The 16,606-nt window shown below is 72.4% G+C and carries 15 protein-coding genes; 6 read left to right on the top strand and 9 right to left on the bottom strand.

All coding sequences use genetic code 11. The annotated features are described in order from the left end of the window. Positions 1-2: 2 nt before the first annotated feature. From ACP4E5_RS44685 to ACP4E5_RS44675, 3 genes are read right to left on the bottom strand one after another with little or no spacing between them, the layout of a single operon-like run. On the bottom strand, positions 3-968 hold the full coding sequence (locus tag ACP4E5_RS44685; protein ID WP_425840563.1) for a carbohydrate ABC transporter permease: 966 nt from the start codon (positions 966-968) through the stop codon (positions 3-5). Positions 969-995: 27 nt separating this feature from the next. Further along, a complete protein-coding gene (locus tag ACP4E5_RS44680) occupies positions 996-2,396 on the bottom strand; it encodes an ABC transporter substrate-binding protein (protein ID WP_425840560.1) in 1,401 nt (466 codons plus the stop codon). Then, positions 2,393-3,340: a sugar phosphate isomerase/epimerase family protein gene (locus ACP4E5_RS44675; RefSeq protein ID WP_425840557.1), complete on the bottom strand. Its 948-nt coding sequence runs from the start codon at positions 3,338-3,340 to the stop codon at positions 2,393-2,395. Before ACP4E5_RS44675 ends, ACP4E5_RS44680 begins: the two co-directional genes overlap by 4 nt. 192 nt (positions 3,341-3,532) lie before the next feature. Between ACP4E5_RS44675 and ACP4E5_RS44670 the strand changes: the two genes are divergently transcribed. Continuing rightward, positions 3,533-4,720, top strand: a complete 1,188-nt coding sequence (locus tag ACP4E5_RS44670) for an ROK family transcriptional regulator (RefSeq protein ID WP_425840554.1) — start codon at positions 3,533-3,535, stop codon at positions 4,718-4,720. A 13-nt stretch (positions 4,721-4,733) separates the two neighbouring features. Here ACP4E5_RS44670 and ACP4E5_RS44665 read toward each other — a convergent pair whose 3' ends face one another. The 3 genes from ACP4E5_RS44665 to ACP4E5_RS44655 form a co-directional block, all read right to left on the bottom strand. Continuing rightward, on the bottom strand, positions 4,734-5,618 hold the full coding sequence (locus ACP4E5_RS44665; RefSeq protein WP_425840552.1) for a PhzF family phenazine biosynthesis protein: 885 nt from the start codon (positions 5,616-5,618) through the stop codon (positions 4,734-4,736). An 84-nt stretch (positions 5,619-5,702) separates the two neighbouring features. Continuing rightward, a complete protein-coding gene (locus ACP4E5_RS44660; RefSeq protein ID WP_425840549.1) occupies positions 5,703-6,089 on the bottom strand; it encodes a hypothetical protein in 387 nt (128 codons plus the stop codon). A gap of 74 nt (positions 6,090-6,163) precedes the next feature. Beyond that, positions 6,164-6,967: a putative protein N(5)-glutamine methyltransferase gene (locus ACP4E5_RS44655; RefSeq protein WP_425840546.1), complete on the bottom strand. Its 804-nt coding sequence runs from the start codon at positions 6,965-6,967 to the stop codon at positions 6,164-6,166. A gap of 272 nt (positions 6,968-7,239) precedes the next feature. Between ACP4E5_RS44655 and ACP4E5_RS44650 the strand changes: the two genes are divergently transcribed. Together ACP4E5_RS44650 and ACP4E5_RS44645 are read left to right on the top strand one after the other, a co-directional pair. Then, positions 7,240-7,974 (top strand): 2OG-Fe(II) oxygenase, encoded by a 735-nt coding sequence (locus ACP4E5_RS44650; protein WP_425840543.1) that lies wholly within the window; start codon positions 7,240-7,242, stop codon positions 7,972-7,974. Between the two features lie 95 nt (positions 7,975-8,069). Further along, entirely contained in the window at positions 8,070-8,849 is a 780-nt protein-coding gene (locus ACP4E5_RS44645) for a slipin family protein (RefSeq protein ID WP_425840540.1), read from the top strand. Positions 8,850-8,874: 25 nt separating this feature from the next. On the opposite strand, the gene ACP4E5_RS44640 is transcribed toward ACP4E5_RS44645, so the two are convergent. The 3 genes from ACP4E5_RS44640 to ACP4E5_RS44630 all read right to left on the bottom strand — a co-directional run bounded on the left by ACP4E5_RS44640 (position 8,875) and on the right by ACP4E5_RS44630 (position 11,441). Further along, positions 8,875-10,272, bottom strand: a complete 1,398-nt coding sequence (locus tag ACP4E5_RS44640) for an MFS transporter (RefSeq protein WP_425842150.1) — start codon at positions 10,270-10,272, stop codon at positions 8,875-8,877. 8 nt (positions 10,273-10,280) lie between these two features. Next, positions 10,281-10,736, bottom strand: a complete 456-nt coding sequence (locus tag ACP4E5_RS44635) for a MarR family winged helix-turn-helix transcriptional regulator (protein ID WP_425840537.1) — start codon at positions 10,734-10,736, stop codon at positions 10,281-10,283. A 78-nt stretch (positions 10,737-10,814) separates the two neighbouring features. After that, complete coding sequence (locus ACP4E5_RS44630; protein ID WP_425840534.1) at positions 10,815-11,441, bottom strand: TetR/AcrR family transcriptional regulator; 627 nt, start codon at positions 11,439-11,441, stop codon at positions 10,815-10,817. Between the two features lie 142 nt (positions 11,442-11,583). Here ACP4E5_RS44630 and ACP4E5_RS44625 point away from each other — a divergent pair, with 142 nt between their 5' ends. The 3 genes from ACP4E5_RS44625 to ACP4E5_RS44615 are packed head-to-tail and all read left to right on the top strand — an operon-like array spanning position 11,584 to position 16,600. Continuing rightward, the gene (locus ACP4E5_RS44625; protein ID WP_425840531.1) at positions 11,584-13,038 is read left to right on the top strand and encodes a cytochrome P450; all 1,455 of its coding nucleotides are present in this window, start codon (positions 11,584-11,586) and stop codon (positions 13,036-13,038) included. 38 nt (positions 13,039-13,076) lie between these two features. Continuing rightward, on the top strand, positions 13,077-14,840 hold the full coding sequence (locus ACP4E5_RS44620; RefSeq protein ID WP_425840528.1) for an ABC transporter transmembrane domain-containing protein: 1,764 nt from the start codon (positions 13,077-13,079) through the stop codon (positions 14,838-14,840). Beyond that, positions 14,837-16,600, top strand: a complete 1,764-nt coding sequence (locus tag ACP4E5_RS44615) for an ABC transporter ATP-binding protein (RefSeq protein WP_425840525.1) — start codon at positions 14,837-14,839, stop codon at positions 16,598-16,600. Before ACP4E5_RS44620 ends, ACP4E5_RS44615 begins: the two co-directional genes overlap by 4 nt. Positions 16,601-16,606 lie beyond the last annotated feature (6 nt).

Genomic DNA, 16,606 nt, shown 5'->3' with positions numbered 1-16,606 from the left:
GGTCAGGGCCTCGCTTCGGCGCGCATCTGGCGGATGTTCAGAGCCACGACGGGCAGCGAGACCAGGAGCAGGATGACGGCGATGGCGCCGGCGTGCCCGAAGTCCCGCGAGAGGAACAGCTCGGTGTACATGCGGTTGGCGACGACGTCCGTGCCGAAGGAACCGTTGGTCATCACGTACACGATGTCGAAGATCTTCAGGGCGAAGATCACTTGGGTGGTGAGGACCACCAGCACGGTCGGGCGCAGGGACGGCAGCAGGATGTGCCAGAAGATCCGCCACTCGCCGGCGCCGTCGACCCGCGCGGACTCAAGGAGTTCCCCGGGCACGCCCTTGACCCCGGCGGACAGGATCATCGTGGCGACGCCCAGGCTCATCCAGACGGCGACCAGCATCAGGGCGAAGTTGGCGGTGCCCCTGTCCACGAGCCAGGGCACCGGATCGATGCCGAGCGCGCCGAGGATCGCGTTGAAGGTGCCCGTCTGCGTGCCGCCGGGTGCCCGGTACTCGTAGAGCATCCGCCAGACCACGCCTGCCGCGACGAAGGACAGCGCGCTGGGCAGCAGGATGAGGGTGCGGGCGAGGCGCTCGTAGCGCACCCGGTCGAGCATGACCGCCGCGGCGAGTGCGAGGGCCACGGTGACCAGCGGGAAGCAGACGGCCCACAGGAGGTTGTTGCGCAGCACGGGCAGGACCGCGTCCGACACCGCCCAGGTGAAGTTGCGCAGCCCGGCCCATGAGGCGCCGTCGGCATCCTGAAAGGCCATCACGAGGGTGCGGATCAGCGGGTAGCTGAGGATGGCCGCCGTGGTGACCAGCATGGGCGCCATCCACAGCCAGGGGCGCACCCTGGCCTGCAGTACGGGGGCCGCGCGGCGCAGGGCGAGCTCCCCGCCGCCCAGGACGAGCATCAGCAGGAGCGGGACGCCCACCACACCGACTGTCAGCATGATCAACTCTGGAGTCATCGTGATCTCCTCGCTTTCGGGTGCGGGCTACCTGGCGTCACGCGTGGTGGCGTCAAGGCCGGCGAGGACGGTGGTGAGGGTGGCGGGCGTGGGGTCCTGCAAGTAGCTGACGATGCCCTTGTCGTAGGCGTCCATGACACCGGGCAGCGCGGTGAACGACGGGCCCGCGACGAGCTGCTTGCTCGGAGCCAGCAGGGTGCGTGCCGCCTTGGCGAGGGCCGGGTCGGTGTAGACGGAGGCCGGGACGCGCTGGTTGCCGACGGTCCATTGTCCGGAGGAGGCCAGTAGGGACTGCGCCTCGGCCGACGCCCAGTAACGGGCGAAGGCCCGGGTCTGCGGGGAGTCGGTGAAAGCGGAGAGTAGGTGACCTCCGACGTTCTCGGCCCGCGCGGCGCGGGCACTGGCCGCGGGGACGGGATAGAAGTCCATGTCCGTGAGCGACTTGACCTCCGGGTGCGCGACCCGGGCGAGACCTGCCGCGTAGGTCCCGAAGACCGACATGTCGCAGCGCGCGGGGCGGTCGAAGAGCCCGTCGGAGTAGTTCACGAGATTGGTGACCAGGGTGTTCACCGGGCCGCCCGCGACCATGTCCGGGCTGCCGGAGATCTTCCCGAAGGTCTCCCAGGCGTCCCGCACTTCGGGCGAGGACCAGGACAGTCGGTCCTCGGACCAGGCGCGGAGCTTGGCTGCCCCGTACTTCTTGGCGAAGAGGGCCTCGATCACGTTGCCGGCGGGCCAGCCGGTCCCCGAGCCCGACTCGAGGCCCATGCAGAACGGGGTGTGGCCCGCCGCCGCGCGCTGCTTCGCCCAGCGCAGCCAAGAGGCCTGGGAGGCGGGGCGCTTGGAGCCGGTGTAGCGGTGGGTGTTGTACCAGACCATGAAGTTGTCGACTTCGCTCCAGATGCCGTAGACCTTCCCGTCCAGGCGGGAGGAGTCCAGCAGGCTGGAGTTGAAGTCGCGGCGCAGCGTGTCCTCGCCGATCCAGGAGCCGACGTCCTTCAGCTCGCCTTCGGCCTGGTAGCGGCGCATCTGTCCGGCGTTGGCCGCGTCGATGAGGTCGGGCGGGTTGCCGGCCTGGACGCGGGACTGGATCAGGGCCTGGGAGTCGGCCGAGCCCTGGTAGCGGACCGTGATGCCGGTGGCCTTCTCGAAAGGCCGGATCGCGGCGTCGATGATGGCGCCCTCCGTGCCCCCGTTGACACCGATGATCTCGATGCTGCCGCCGGGCTTCTTGCCGTGCGCGGCGCGGGCCGCGGCGCGTTCGGCTGCGGAGGTCAGCTTCTCGGGGAAGGAGACGGCAGCGGTGGAGTTGGCGGCGGTGGACTCGGCCGACGCTCCGGTGCAGCCGGTCAGGAGGGAGGCGAGGGCCAGTGCCGTGCCGGTGAGGAGGCCGCGCCGCCGGTCGGCCCGGCGCAGACGCGCCCTCACGGGTAGACCGTGGACAGGGCCGACTCGACGTACTCGCGCGCGGCGGTCATCTCGGCGACCGGGTCGGCCACGGCGTCGAGTTCGAGCAGGGCGAGTTCGGTGACGTTCATCTCGCGCATCAGGCGGCCCCAGGCGAACCAGTCGACGGACCCCGCACCGACCCGCCGGAAGTACTCGCGGTGCTGGTCGTGGATGGTCTCGTCGATCTCGGTGCGCAGGGGCACGGGCCCGGTCGCGTCCTTCCAGTGCGCGAGCATCACGCGGTCGCGGTGCCGGGACGTGACGAGGCTGGGCTCGGCGCCCGACAAGGTGAGATGCCCGGTGTCCGGGCAGAAACCGACGTACAGCGGGTCGGTGAGGGTCAGCAGCAGGTCGACGTCCCGCGCGGTGCAGAAGGTGGAGTGCGCCTCGGTGTGCAGGGCGGTCTGCACACCCTCTTCGAGGGCCGCGAAGCCGACGACGTGGGCGAGGTCGGCGATGGTCTTGAGCGCGTCGAAGTCGTTGAACCGCACCGGGCGGGCGTTCCAGGTGCGCCGCATGGGCGGTGAGGCGACGAGGGTGTCGCCTCCCGCTTCACGGATGAAGCGCGCGTAGGAGGCGGCCGATTCGGCGATCTGAGCGCGGTCGAGCTCGACGTCCCAGCTGCCGGAGGGGAAGAAGCCGCTCTTGAGGCGCATCCCACGGCTGTCCAGTTCCTTCTTGAACGCGGCGGCGGAGCCGAAGGCGCGCAGCACGCTGTGCCAGTCGGCGGCGCCGAAGGTTATCTCCAGGACCGAAATGCCCGCGGCTGCGCAGCCGTTGAGGATCTTCTCCCACACGGCCTCCGGCTTCGCGGCGGCGTAGGCGTTCAGTTCGGCCTCGCTCGACAGCCCCCAGAACGCGGGGTTGTAGAAGGTGATCAAGTCGACGCCGAACTCCGGGCGGGGAGGGGGTGTCGGATGCATGCAGGGCCTCCAAGTGCGGTGATCGGGAGGGTGATCGCATCACTATCAGCGGCCGCCGATCGCCAATTCAAGGCAGAACTTCCACCAACTTCGACGAAACCTCGCCGACATCAGGCACGACCCGACAGAAGTCATCGCGTTCCAGCGCCGTATGGTGACCCGTATCGAACGAGGATGAATCGGGGGCGGCACATGGCAGGCATGGACAGCGCGGTGGCGTCCGGCATACGGGAGTACAGCGAGCTGCTCACGCTCGTCGCCGGCGGGCAGGCCATTTCCAAAGCAGGCCTCGCCCGGCACACGGGCCTGTCACGCGCCACCGTCACCAAGCGCCTGGACTCCCTCGGCCGCCGCGGACTGATCACCGGTCAGACCGGCGCCTCCACGGGCGGCCGGCCCGCGGTGGAGATCGCTCTGACCGAGGCGGTCGGCGTGGTGCTGGCGGTGGACATCGGCGGCGAGCACTGCACCGCGGGCGTACTCGACGCGAGAGCGCAGGTGCTGGCCGCCGACCCCGTGGAGCTCGACCCCGCGGCGGGCCCCGGCGCGGCCATGAGCGCCATACGCGACGCGCTCGCCGCGCAGTTGGAGGCACTCGGTCGCGGCTGGGAGGAGGTACGCGCCATCACCGTGGGCGTCCCGGGACAAGTGGACGCGGCCGACGCCACCCCCCGCCACTCGATCAAGCTCCCCGGCTGGGAGGGCTTCCCCGTCGCCCAGGCGTTCCAGGACCTGTGCGCCGCGCCCGTCCTCGTGGAGAACGACGCCAACCTGATGGCACTCGCCGAGTACCACCGACGTCCCACACCGATCGACCACCTGCTGTACCTCAAGCTCGGCAGCGGCCTTGGCAGCGCCTTCGTCGCCGAGGGCCGCCTGCACCGCGGGGCCAACGGCTTCTCCGGGGAGATCTGCCACACCCGCCTCCCCGGCACCGGCTACCAGGACCTGCACTGCCACGCCTGCGGCAATACGGGGTGCCTGGGCACGGTCGTCGGCGGCCAGGCGCTGGTCACCCGGCTCACCGAGGAGGGCGTCACGGCGCACAGCACGGAGGATGTGATCCGCCTGGCGGAACGGGGCGACGCGCATGCGCTGCGCGCCGTACGGGAGTCGGCGGAGCGGCTGGGCGAAGTCCTCGCGGCGCTGGTCTGCTTCGCGAACCCGGACGCGATCGTCATCGGCGGCGCCCTGGCCACCCTCGGCGACGATCTCCTCGCGGGCATTCGCGCCGTCGTCTACGAGCGCGCCCTCCCCCAGTCCACGCGCAGCCTGTCGATCGAGACGACCGTGCTGGGCCCGGAGGCGGGGCTGTTGGGCGGAGGCCGCCTGGCGGCAGCCCACGCCCTCTCGCCCGAGGGGCTTGCCGGCTGGATGTAGTGCTGGCGGGCTTCTAGGTCATGTCGGCCTGGATGCGGACCGCCGCGCCCGACACCCGCACTCGCGGGTCTCCCGCGCGCACGTCGACCTCCAGCAGTGACGGGCGGCCCATGTCGTGGCCCTGATGCAGCGTCAGGTGCGCGTCGTCGGGGACGAGGCCCAGTTCGCGGGCGTACGCGCCGAAGGCGGCGGCCGCGGCGCCGGTGGCGGCGTCCTCCACGACGCCGCCGACCGGGAAGGGGTCGCGCACGTGGAAGGTGGTGGCGTTCTCGCGCCACACCAGTTGCACGGTCGTCAGGTCGAGTCGGCGCATGAGCGTCAGCAGGGCGTCGAAGTCGTAGTCCAGATCGGCCAGTCGGTCACGGGTGGCGGCCGCGAGGACCAGGTGGCGCACGCCCGCGTAGGCGATCCTCGGCGGCAGGGCGGCGTCCAGGTCGCCGGTCTGCCAGCGCAGCGCGGCGAGTGCTTCGGCCACGTCCTCAGGGGCGGCGTCGTGCACGCGGGGTTCCACGCTGGTGAGTGTGGCCTTGAGGACGCCGTCCTCGCGGCGGACGACGACCGGCACGCGTCCCGCGGCGGTGTGGAAGTCAAAGTCACCTGTGCCGAATTGCTCGCCGAGTGCGACCGCGGCGGCGACGGTGGCGTGGCCGCAGAAGTCGACCTCCGCCTTGGGGCTGAAGTACCGCAGCGTGAAGGACCGCTTGTCGTCCGCGTCGGGCCCCGGCGTGAGGAACGCGGACTCGGAGTAGCCGAGTTCGGCGGCGATCCCGACCATCTGCTGGTCGCCGAGCCCGGCCGCGTCGAGCACGACCCCGGCGCCGTTGCCGCCGTCCGGGGTCGTCGAGAACGCGGTGTAGTGCAGCACTTCGGGGGCCGGGGTGGGCGCGGTGTTCGTCATGGGGGCAGAGCCTTTCACACGGGCGGGCTGTCCTGGGTGCGATCTCCATGACGAACATCCGCCGCCCCGCGCCGAATTCCCCGCTCAGGGCCGCGTCGACAGACGCAGATGAAGCTCCTCTTCCTGGTCTCCGGAGGCTGCGGTCGCGTCGGTGACGGTGAACGCGTCCGACAGGGCCGCGCGGACGTGGTCCAGGGCCTCGTGGCCGCCCTGGATGTCCGCGGAGACGGTGTCGGACAGAGCCGTGTCGGACAGGGCCCTCGCTTCGCTGGGCGCCGCCTTGGACGCGGCGTCCACCGTGGTGAGCCAGACCGTCGCGTCGCCGTCGGGGCGCTCGGTCGGCGTGCGGTCCGATGGGAAGGCCGTGGACAGCACGCGCAGGACCGCGTCGGCGTCCTGTGGTGTGCAGTCGCTGAGGGCCACGCCCACCACGGTGGGGGCGAAGCCCTGGACGGGAGGCGTGTCGGTCATGGTGGCTGCTCCCTCTACGTCGCCGGTGTCCGGATCTTCCGGGTACCGACGCCGCGCGGGGTCAAACCCCGAGGTCAGGATGGGCGCGTGCCGACGACGATCGTGGCGTACAGGTCCTCGTTCGCGACCACGCGCGCGTGCAGGCCGGCCGAGCGTACGGCCGCCTGCGCCGCGGCGGCCTGCCGCTCGCTCGTCTCGACGAAGAGGTGTCCGCCGGGCGCGAGCCAGTCCGGGGCCTCGCCCGCGACCCTGCGCAGTACGTCGAGGCCGTCGTGCCCGCCGTCGAGGGCGAGGCGCCGCTCGTGGTCGCGGGCCTCGGGCGGGAGCAGCGGGACGTCGCCCGTGGGGACGTAGGGCCCGTTCGCCACCAGGGTGTCGACGCGGCCCTTGAGGTCGGCGGGCAGCGGCGCGTATAGGTCGCCTTCGTGGACCTCGCCGCCGAGCGGGGCGAGGTTGTGGCGGGCGCAGTCCACGGCCGCGGGGTCGAGGTCGGCCGCGTGCAGCCTGGTGGGGCGGCGGCCTGCGAGAACGGCGGCCACGGCTCCCGTGCCGCAGCACAGGTCGACGACGACGGCGCCGGGCGGCGTGTGGGCGTAGGCCTGTCGGGCCAGGAACTCGGTGCGGCGGCGCGGCACGAAGACGGTGGGGTCGACGGTGACCCGCAGCCCGCAGAACTCGGCCCAGCCGACGACGTGCTCCAGCGGCAGTCCGCTCGCGCGGCGCTCGGTCATGGCCGCGAGGTCGGCGGCGTCGCGGGCGGTGGACAGCAGGATGTGCGCCTCGTCCTCGGCGAAGACGCAGCCGGCGGCGCGCAGCGACTCGACCACGGAGGTGGGGTCGAGTGGGAGGGGGGATCCGGTCGACGGGGAAAGCGGCATAAGGGGTGGCCTCTCGGGATGCCGAGGGGGCTCCCGGTCACCGGACGGCCGCGGCCTCGCTCAGCGCGAGCGGGCGGGGCGTACGGCGCGAGAAGGGAGCTCCCGACCTGACACAACGGTGATCGGACTCACCTCCTCGTTCCCTCGCGGTGCTGCACGGAGCGGCCACATTACCGCACCGAACACCGCGTCCGATTGCCGCCAGCACACCGGGCCGGGGCCGACAAGGCTGGGTCGTGGCCGCTACCGCCCACGTACGGAGACGCACCGCGATGACCAGCACGACCAGCACCACCACCGCCCCGCACGCCCGCGTGGAGGCCCTCGACTGGGCCGCGCTGGGTGCGGAGCTCGACGCGTTCGGCCATGCCCTCACACCTGAGCCGGTGCTCACCGCCGACGAGTGCCGGTCCGTCGCCGCGCTCTACGACGACGTGCACCGGTTCCGGTCGACGATCGACATGGAGCGCTACCGGTTCGGCCGCGGCCAGTACCGCTACTTCGACCATCCGCTGCCCGAGCTCGTACAGGAGCTGCGTGCGGCGTTCTATCCGCGGCTGCTGCCCGTCGCACGGGAGTGGGCGCGGCGCATGAACCGGGACGCGCCGTGGCCGGACACCCTCGACGACTGGCTCGACCGGTGCCATGCGGCGGGCCAGAAGCGGCCGACACCGATCCTGCTGCGCTACGGGCCCGGCGACTGGAACGCGCTGCACCGCGACATCTACGGCGAGTTGGTCTTCCCGTTGCAGGTGGTGATCGGGCTTGACGAGCCGGGCCGCGACTTCACCGGCGGCGAGTTCCTGATGACCGAGCAGCGGGCGCGCGCCCAGTCGCGCGGCCACTCGACGACGCTGCTCCAGGGGCACGCCCTGGTGTTCACGACGCGTGACCGCCCGGTGCGCTCGGTGCGCGGCTGGTCGAACGGCCCGATGCGGCACGGCGTGAGCACGGTCCGCTCGGGCCGGCGTCACACGCTGGGGCTCGTCCTCCACGACGCGGAATGAGCCGTGGTCCCGTGGACCGTGCACCCCCTCGACTACACCGCATACCGGGCATATCGTTGAGGGTGCGGAGGACTCGGGCACCTGGGGGTGTCGTCATGGTCCAGGAACTCACGATCGCGGGTGTGGCGCTGGTCTGTGTCCTGCTCGTGTACGCGGCGGCCGCGGCCCGCGTGGTGAAGCAGTACGAGCGCGGTGTCGTGTTCCGTCTCGGTCGCCTGGCGGGGAGCGTGCGCGAGCCGGGGTTCACGATGGTCGTGCCGATGGTCGACCGGCTGCGCAAGGTCAACATGCAGATCGTCACGATGCCGGTCCCCGCGCAGGACGGCATCACGCGGGACAACGTCACGGTGCGGGTGGACGCCGTCATCTACTTCAAGGTCGTCGACGCGGCGAACGCGCTGGTGCAGGTCGAGGACTACCAGTTCGCCGTTTCCCAGATGGCGCAGACGTCGCTGCGTTCCATCATCGGCAAGAGCGACCTCGACGATCTGCTGTCGAACCGCGAGAAGCTCAACCAGGGCCTGGAGTTGATGATCGACAGCCCGGCCGTCGGCTGGGGCGTCCAGATCGACCGGGTCGAGATCAAGGACGTGTCCCTGCCCGAGTCGATGAAGCGCTCGATGGCCCGGCAGGCCGAGGCCGACCGGGAGCGCAGGGCCCGCGTCATCAACGCCGACGCCGAGCTGCAGGCCTCGAAGAAGCTCGCCGAGGCGGCGGGCGTGATGTCCGAGCAGCCCGCGGCCCTCCAACTCCGGCTGCTCCAGACCGTGGTGGCGGTCGCCGCCGAGAAGAACTCGACGCTGGTGCTGCCCTTCCCGGTCGAGCTGCTGCGCTTCCTGGAACGCGCGCAACAACCGCAACCACCGGCGCCCTGAACGAGTTCAGCGCACCATGGCGTTCTCAACTCCTGCGCAGCGCCCGGTCCGTCACCGTCAGGACCGCCAGCAGAAGACCGAGCACGACGGAGACGCCGGCCATCAGGTGCAGGCCGCTGTCACTGGCCCGCTGTCCGTAGGCGAGGGCGATCAGGCTCGACGCGGTGATGGCGCCGATGTACTGGGCGGTCCGCTGGAGCCCCGCGGCGGAGCCGATGTCGGCGGCGGGGGCGTACTCCTGGACGGCGGCCTGGTTGCAGGTGCCGACGAACCCCTGCGGGATGCCGAAGCACGCGCCCGCGATCAGCAGCAGCGCCAGCGGGGTGTCGCCGTCGAGGAAGACGAGCAGCCCGGCGCCCGCGATGAGCAGCACGCACGCGGCGACGAGCGGGGCGCGGATGCCCTTGGTGCGGGCGCCGAGGAGCGAGCAGACCAGGGCCGCGAGCGACATCGGCAGCATCAGCAGCCCGGTGTGCCCGGAGGAGAAGCCGCGCCCCTCTTCGAGCCACTGGGTGAAGCCGTACATCACGCAGTAGATGAGCAGATAGCTCAGGCCGTGCCGGAGGTAGGTGCGGGCCAGCGGGCCGTTCCCTGCGAGCATGCGCAGGTCGATGAACGGCGTCCTGCTGCGCAACTGCCACCACACCAGCGCACCGGTGAGCACCGCGAAGGGGGCGAGCAGCCACCACATGGGGTGGGACAGGTCCAGGAGGAAGAAGACGAGCACGGTCAGGGCCGTGGCGAACAGGCCGATGCCGAGGGGGTCGAGGGCGGCGCGCGGCGCCGGTTCGCCGTCCGTGGAGCGCGGAGGGTCGCGCGGGATCCACAGCAGGGCGGCGCCGAGCGCGATCGCCGCCACCGGCACGTTGACCGCGAAGATGCCGCGCCAGCCGACGACCATGACGAGCAGTCCGCCCAGCGTCGGTCCGACCGCCGCGCTGCCGAGCGCCGCGAAGGAGAGGCGGGCCATGACGGGGCGCGGCGGGCGACGGCCCACCCGGCGGCCCTCGTCGCGCAGCACGGCCATCGCCGCCGGGTAGGCGGCGGAGGTGCCGATGCCGAGGAGCAGCCGGGAGACGATGAGCCAGCCGAAGGCGGGGGCGAGGGCCCCGACGATCCCGGAGAGGCACACGACGACGAGTCCCGCGAGGAACACGCGGCGCGGGCCGAGGATGTCGGCGAGCTTGCCGAGCACGGGCTGGGCGACGGCGCTCGCCAGGTAGAGGACGGAGATCAGCCAGGCCGTGTCGGCCGCGCCGATCCCGAAGTCGTGCCCGATGGCCACCAGGGCGGTGGAGATCATCGTGGTGTTGAGCGGATTGAGCACCGAGCCGAGGAGCAGGGGCGCGGTGAGTCGGGCCCTGAACCCCTGCTGCCGCGCGGAAGCCTCTCCTTCGCCGGCGACGACGGCCGGCTCCCCCACGCCTTGCGTCACTTGCGCACCAGCCGCTCGAGGAGTGCGGTGGCCTCGGTGAGGGTGCGCCGCTCGTCGGCGTCGAGTTCCTCGGTGAGCGCCTGGGTGAGCCAGCCGTGCTTCGCGGCACGTACGGCGTCCAGGGTCGCTCGGCCGCTCTCGGTGATCGACACGACGGACTGTCGCCCGTCGTGCGGGTCCGGCTCGCGGGCCACGAAGCCCTGCTCCTCCAGGGCGCCGAGGGTGAGCCGCATGGACTGCGGGCGTACGTACTCGCCGCGGGCGAGGGCCGCGGTCGTGCCGGATCCCTCGGTCTCCAGGCGGGCGAGGACGGTGCGCTGGGTAGGGGTGAGCAGGCTGTCCGGCGACGCGGTGCGCAGCCGGCGCGAGAGCCGGCCGACGACGGTGGCGAGGTCGGCGGCGACCTGCTCGGTGGGCGGCTCGTCCTCTTCGGCTGACTGCGTTCCTGACATGCCGCCACCGTACGAGGTAGACAGGAAGCCTTGCAAGTTACCCTTATGACCCTGCGGGGCGCGCGCCCCCGGCGCCCGTCACAGGCCGATCGCCCCCACCAGCGCCCGCGCGCACAGGTCCCGCACCTGCTCCCGCGTGAGCTCCGCGGCGTCGAGCCAGTCGAGGCAGACGGCGACGAGGAACGCGAGCCAGCCGCGTACGGCGAGGCGCAGTACGTCGGGAGCGGGGAGACGGTCGGCGATGTGCGGGTCCGCGGCGAGGGTGGCCATGATCTGCTCCTCGTGCGCGGCGAGCCCCTCCCTGTAGGCCGCGCGCACGGCCGGGTCGCCCGCCGCCTCCGCGCGGTGGAAGGCGCGGAAGCCGTGCGCGTGCGTGGCGACGTACTCGAGGAAGGTGTCGAGGCCGGTGCCGAGCTGGTCGCGGACGGGGATGCCGGGCACGGCGGCGGTCAGTCGCAGCATGCGCCGGCTCTCGCGCTGCACGACGGCGGCGAAGAAGTCCCGTTTGTTCGGGAAGTAGTGGTAGAGCAGCCCGCGCGAGACGCCGGCGATCTCCGCGACCTCTTCGATCCATACGTCGCCGTAGGGGGCCTGCGCGAACAAGCTCGCGCCCACGGCGAGCAGTTGCTCGCGGCGCTCCTCCGTACTGAGTCTGCGCCGGGTGCGCTCCCCCGACGCCGACACTCCCCCTCGCTCCCTGGTCATGAGGCGCACCCTACTGGACACACCACTCCTTACTTGACGTGAGTTCAATAACAGGATCAGACTGTGGCGCGTTATTGAATCCACGTCTAACAGTGTGGTCCGGGTGCTCCAACAGGGCATCGGTGCAAGGGAGATGGACACGATGACGACGACGCCGCAGGCGACACAGGCTGCGGGAACCCCGCTGCCGCGAGGCTTTCGCAGTGCCGAGCAGGGGTGGCCGCGCCTGGACCGCATCCCGCGCCCGTCCCGCCGGGTCCCGTTCCTCGGCGACGTGGTCGGCGCGAACGTCCGCTCTCCGCTCCAGGATTCGATGAAATTGGCCGCCGAACTCGGGCCGATCTTCCGGCGCAAGGGGTTCGGCAAGGAGATCGTGTTCGTGGCGGGCGCGGACCTCGCGGCGGAGCTGGCCGACGAGTCGCGGTTCGCCAAGCACGTCGGGCTCGGCGTCGCGAATCTGCGTCCCGTGGCGGGTGACGGCCTGTTCACCGCGTACAACCACGAGCCCAACTGGCAGCTGGCGCACGACATTCTGGCGCCGGGCTTCAGTCGCGACGCGATGGCGGGCTACCACCCGCTGATGCTGGATGTGGCGGGGCAGTTGATGGCCTCGTGGGACACGAGCGAGGCGGCGGGCCGCACGGTGGACGTGCCCGCCGACATGACCAAGCTGACCCTGGAGACGATCTCCCGGACCGGTTTCGGGCACGACTTCGGGTCGTTCGAGCGCGATCGCCCGCACCCGTTCGTCACGGCGATGGTCGGCGCGCTGACGTTCGCGCAGCGCCGCAATGTGGTGCCGCCGCTCCTGTCGTCCGTGCTGCTGCGGGGCGCCGAGAAGCGCAACGCGGCGGACCGCGCGTACCTGAACCGCACGGTCGACGAGGTGGTCGCGGCGCGCCGCGCCTCCGACGGCGGGCCCGGTGACCTCCTCGACCGGATGCTGGAGGTGACGCACCCGGAGACCGGCGAGCGGCTCTCGCCGGAGAACATCCGCCGCCAGGTCATCACGTTCCTGGTGGCCGGGCACGAGACGACGTCGGGCGCGCTGTCCTTCGCGCTGCACTACCTCGCGCAGAACCCGGAGGTGCTCGCCAAGGCGCGCGAGGAGGTCGACCGTGTGTGGGGCGACGCCGATGTCCCCGCGTACGAGCAGGTCGCCAAGTTGCGTTATCTGCGGCGGGTGTTGGACGAGTCGCTGCGGCTGTGGCCGACCGCGCCTGCGTTCGCGCGCGAGGCGCTCGCGGACACGACGCTCGGCGGTACGCACCCGATGCGGCGCGGCGCGTGGGCGCTGGTCCTGACGACGATGCTGCACCGCGATCCGGACGCGTGGGGCGAGGACCCGGAGTCCTTCGACCCGGAGCGGTTCACGCCGCAGGCGGTGCGTTCCCGGCCGGCGCATGTCTTCAAGCCGTTCGGTACGGGGGCCCGTGCCTGCATCGGCCGCCAGTTCGCGCTGCACGAGGCCACGTTGGTGCTCGGCCTGCTCCTGCGCCGCTACGATCTGCGGCCCGAGCCGGACTACCGGCTCGCGATCACGGAGCGGCTGACGCTGATGCCGCGCGGCCTGCGGCTGCACCTGACCCGCAGGTGATCTACCCCCTGCCGCGGCGCCCCGCATAGGGTGCGTCAATGAGTGACACCACCACGGACCTGCCCGGCGACGGTCCCTCCGGAGTCGATCCCGGTGTCCCGGAACTGCGCGGTCCGGCCCGCTACTTGGGGTGGCTCATCGCGCGCCAGCGCGGCCGCGTCGCCGCCGGGGCGCTGTTCGGCAGCCTGTGGATGGTGGGGCTCGCGCTCCCGCCCTACGTCCTGTCGCGCGCCGTCGACGACGGGCTGCGGGCCGGTGACACCGGGGCGCTGTACGGGTGGTGCGGCGTCCTCCTCGCGCTCGGCGCGGTCAACGCGTGGCTCGCGATCATGCGGCACCGGACGATGACGCGGGTGCGCCTGGACGCCACGTACCGCACGACGCGGCTCGTCACCCGGCACGCCACCGTGCTCGGGGCGGCGCTGCCGCGGCGGGTCGCGGCGGGTGAGGTCGTCACCATCGGCGTCGGCGACGTGCAGCGCATCAGCCAGACGCTGACGATCGCGGGGCCCGGGGTCGGCGCCGTCGTCGCGTACGCGGTGGTGGCCGGGCTGTTGCTGTCGATCTCGGGGCTGCTCGCGGCGGTGATCCTGTTGGGCGTGCCGCTGCTCGCCGTCGCGCTGGGGCCGCTGCTGACGCGGTTGCAGGGCGCGGAGTCCGGCTACCGGGAGCGGCAGGGTGTGCTGGCGTCGCGGCTCGCGGACCTCGTGGGCGGGCTCGGGGTGCTCGCCGGGCTCGGCGGCAAGGACGTGTACGCGGGCCGGCTGCGGCAGGACACGGCCGGGCTGCGCGAGGAGGGGTACCGGGTGGCGCGCGTGATCAGCTGGATCCAGGCGCTCGCCGTCGGCCTTCCCGCGGTGTTCCTCGCCGTCGTGACGTGGCTCGGGGCGCGGATGGCCGCCCAGGGGGAGCTGTCCATCGGCGAGTTGGTGGCCGTGTACGGGTATGTGGCGATGCTGGTCGTGCCGGTCGAGGCGTTCATCGAGGGCGGCTACGACCTGGGGCGCGGTCTCGTCGCGGCGCGGCGGGTGCTGCGCTTCCTGTCCCTGGAGCCGGAGTCGGGCGGGCACCACTCCCCCGTTCCGGGGCCTCCGGAGGGCGCGGCGCTGCACGATCCGGTGTCCGGGGTGACGGTCCGACCGGGGCGGCTCACGGCTCTGGTGTCGGCGCGGCCCGGGGAGGCGGCGGCGGTGGTCGACCGGCTCGGCCGGTTCGCGCCGACGTCGGCGACATGGGGTGATGTCACGTTGGACGCGGTGAACCTGGCGGAGGTGCGGCGCCGGATCCTGCTCGCGGCGCCCGAGGCGGATCTGTTCGCGGGGACGGTGCGGGAGGCGGTCGCGGGGCGGCAGGCGCCGGACGAGCGGACGGTGACGGCCGCCCTGCACGCGGCCGCGGCCGACGACCTGCCGGGCGGCCCGGACGCCGAGCTCCTCGCGCAGGGCCGCAACCTCTCCGGCGGCCAGCGTCAACGGGTGCGCCTGGCACGTGCGTTGCACGCGGCTCCCGAAATCCTCCTCGCCATCGAGCCGACGTCGGCCCTCGACGCCCACACGGAGGCACGCGCCGCGGACCGCCTACTATCGGCGCGCCACGGCCGCACCACCGTGGTCACGGGCACGTCCCCTCTCCTCCTCGACCGGGCGGACGAGGTGCACTTCCTCCACGACGGAACCCTCCGCTCCACAGGCACCCACCGCGACCTACTGGCCCACGACGAGGAATACCGACACCTGGTGTCACGCGGCACGGCCACGACGTCGGAACCGGGGCGGGTACCGGCGGCGGGAGCCGAGTCATGAGTGCTGTCCGATCCTTCTCGCTCCCCGTCGCCGATCGGGCCGCCGTGCGGCGGGCGGTTTTTGAGATTGTGCGTGGTGATCGGCGGGCCTTCGGTGTGACGCTGGGGCTCAACTGTCTCGCGGCGGGTGCCGGGGTCATCGGGCCCTGGCTGCTCGGTCGGATCATCGATGATGTGCGGGGCGGCACGAGTGTGGGGCACGTCGACCGGGCGGCCCTGGTGATTCTGTGTTGCGCGGTGGCCCAACTGCTGCTTCTGCGCTGGGCGCGGCTGGTGGGGCACCGGTTCGGGGAGCGGACCGCGGCGCGGGTGCGGGACCGGTTCGTGGACCGGGCGCTCGGGCTGCCCGCCTCCGTGGTCGACCGGGCGGGACCCGGCGACCTGACGAACCGGGGCACGAACGACGTGGCGGCCGTGGCGAGCGCGCTGCGCGACGCGGGGCCCGACGTGTTCGTGTCGGCGGCGCAGGTGGTGTTCCTCGCGGGCGCCGTCGTCGTGGTCGAGCCACTGCTCGGCCTGGTCTCCCTGTGCTGCCTGGCGGGCATCCCGGTGGCGGTGCGCTGGTATCTGCGCCGGGCCCGCACCGCGTATCTCGCGCAGGGCGAGGCGGACTCGCGCCTCGCCGAGCAACTCGCGGCGACGGCGTCGGGGGCCCGCACCGTGGAGGCCTTCCGCCTCCAGGAACAGCGCGTCGAGGCATGCGAGCAGGGCATCCGGCACAGCTACCGCACGCGCATGCGCACGCTGTCCCTGCGCAGCGTGCTGTTCCCCTCGGTCGACTTCTCGTACGCCCTGCCGGTCGCCGCCGTTCTTCTCGTGGGCGGCACCCTGCACGCACGCGGCGGCCCGAGCCTCGGCGCGATCGTCACCTGCGCCCTGTATCTGCGCCAGCTGTCGGGGCCACTGGACACGATCCTGTTCTGGGTGGAGCAATTGCAGAGCAGCGGCGCCTCGTTCGCCCGCGTCGAGGGCATCGGAGGGACGACGGCACGCGCGCCCGCGCGCGAGGAGGCCGTTCCGTCCGGCGACGCCATCCAACTTCGCGCAGTGCACTACGCGTACGAGGGCGGCGGCGATGTCGTCCACGGGGTGGACCTGACCGTGCGGGCGGGCGAACGGCTCGCCGTGGTCGGCCCGTCCGGGGCGGGCAAGACCACGCTGAGCAAACTCCTCGCGGCGATCGACGCCCCGCGCACCGGGACGGTCAGCGTCGGCGGCGTCCCGGTCACCGCGCTCGCGCCCGAACAGCTGCGCCGCCACATCGTCCTGGTCACGCAGGAACACCACGTGTTCCTCGGCTCGGTCCGCGACAACCTGCGCATCGCCGCGCCCGACGCGGACGACGCCGACCTGAGCGCGGCGCTCGCGGCGGTCGGCGCCGACGACTGGGCGGACGCGCTCCCCCAGGGCCTGGACACGGAGCTCGGCGCCGGCGGCCTGCACCTCGAAGGCCCGCAGGCGCAGCAGTTGGCGCTGGCCCGCGTGGTGCTGGCCGATCCGCACACCGTGGTCCTCGACGAGGCGACCGCCCTGCTCGACCCGACGACGGCCCGGCACACCGAACGGGCCCTCGCGGCGGTGCTGCACGGCCGCACCGTCATCGCGGTCGCCCACCGCCTCCACACGGCGCACGACGCGGACCGGGTCGCCGTCATGGAGGACGGCCGACTGACCGAACTCGGCCCGCACGCGGAACTGGTGGCGGCGGACGGCGCGTACGCGGCGCTGTGGCGGTCGTGGCACGGGACGACGCGGACGTAGACCCGG

It is taken from the genome of Streptomyces fractus (assembly GCF_049844455.1).
GTDB lineage: Bacteria > Actinomycetota > Actinomycetes > Streptomycetales > Streptomycetaceae > Streptomyces > Streptomyces fractus.
This window is presented reverse-complemented; position numbering and strand designations above follow the sequence as displayed.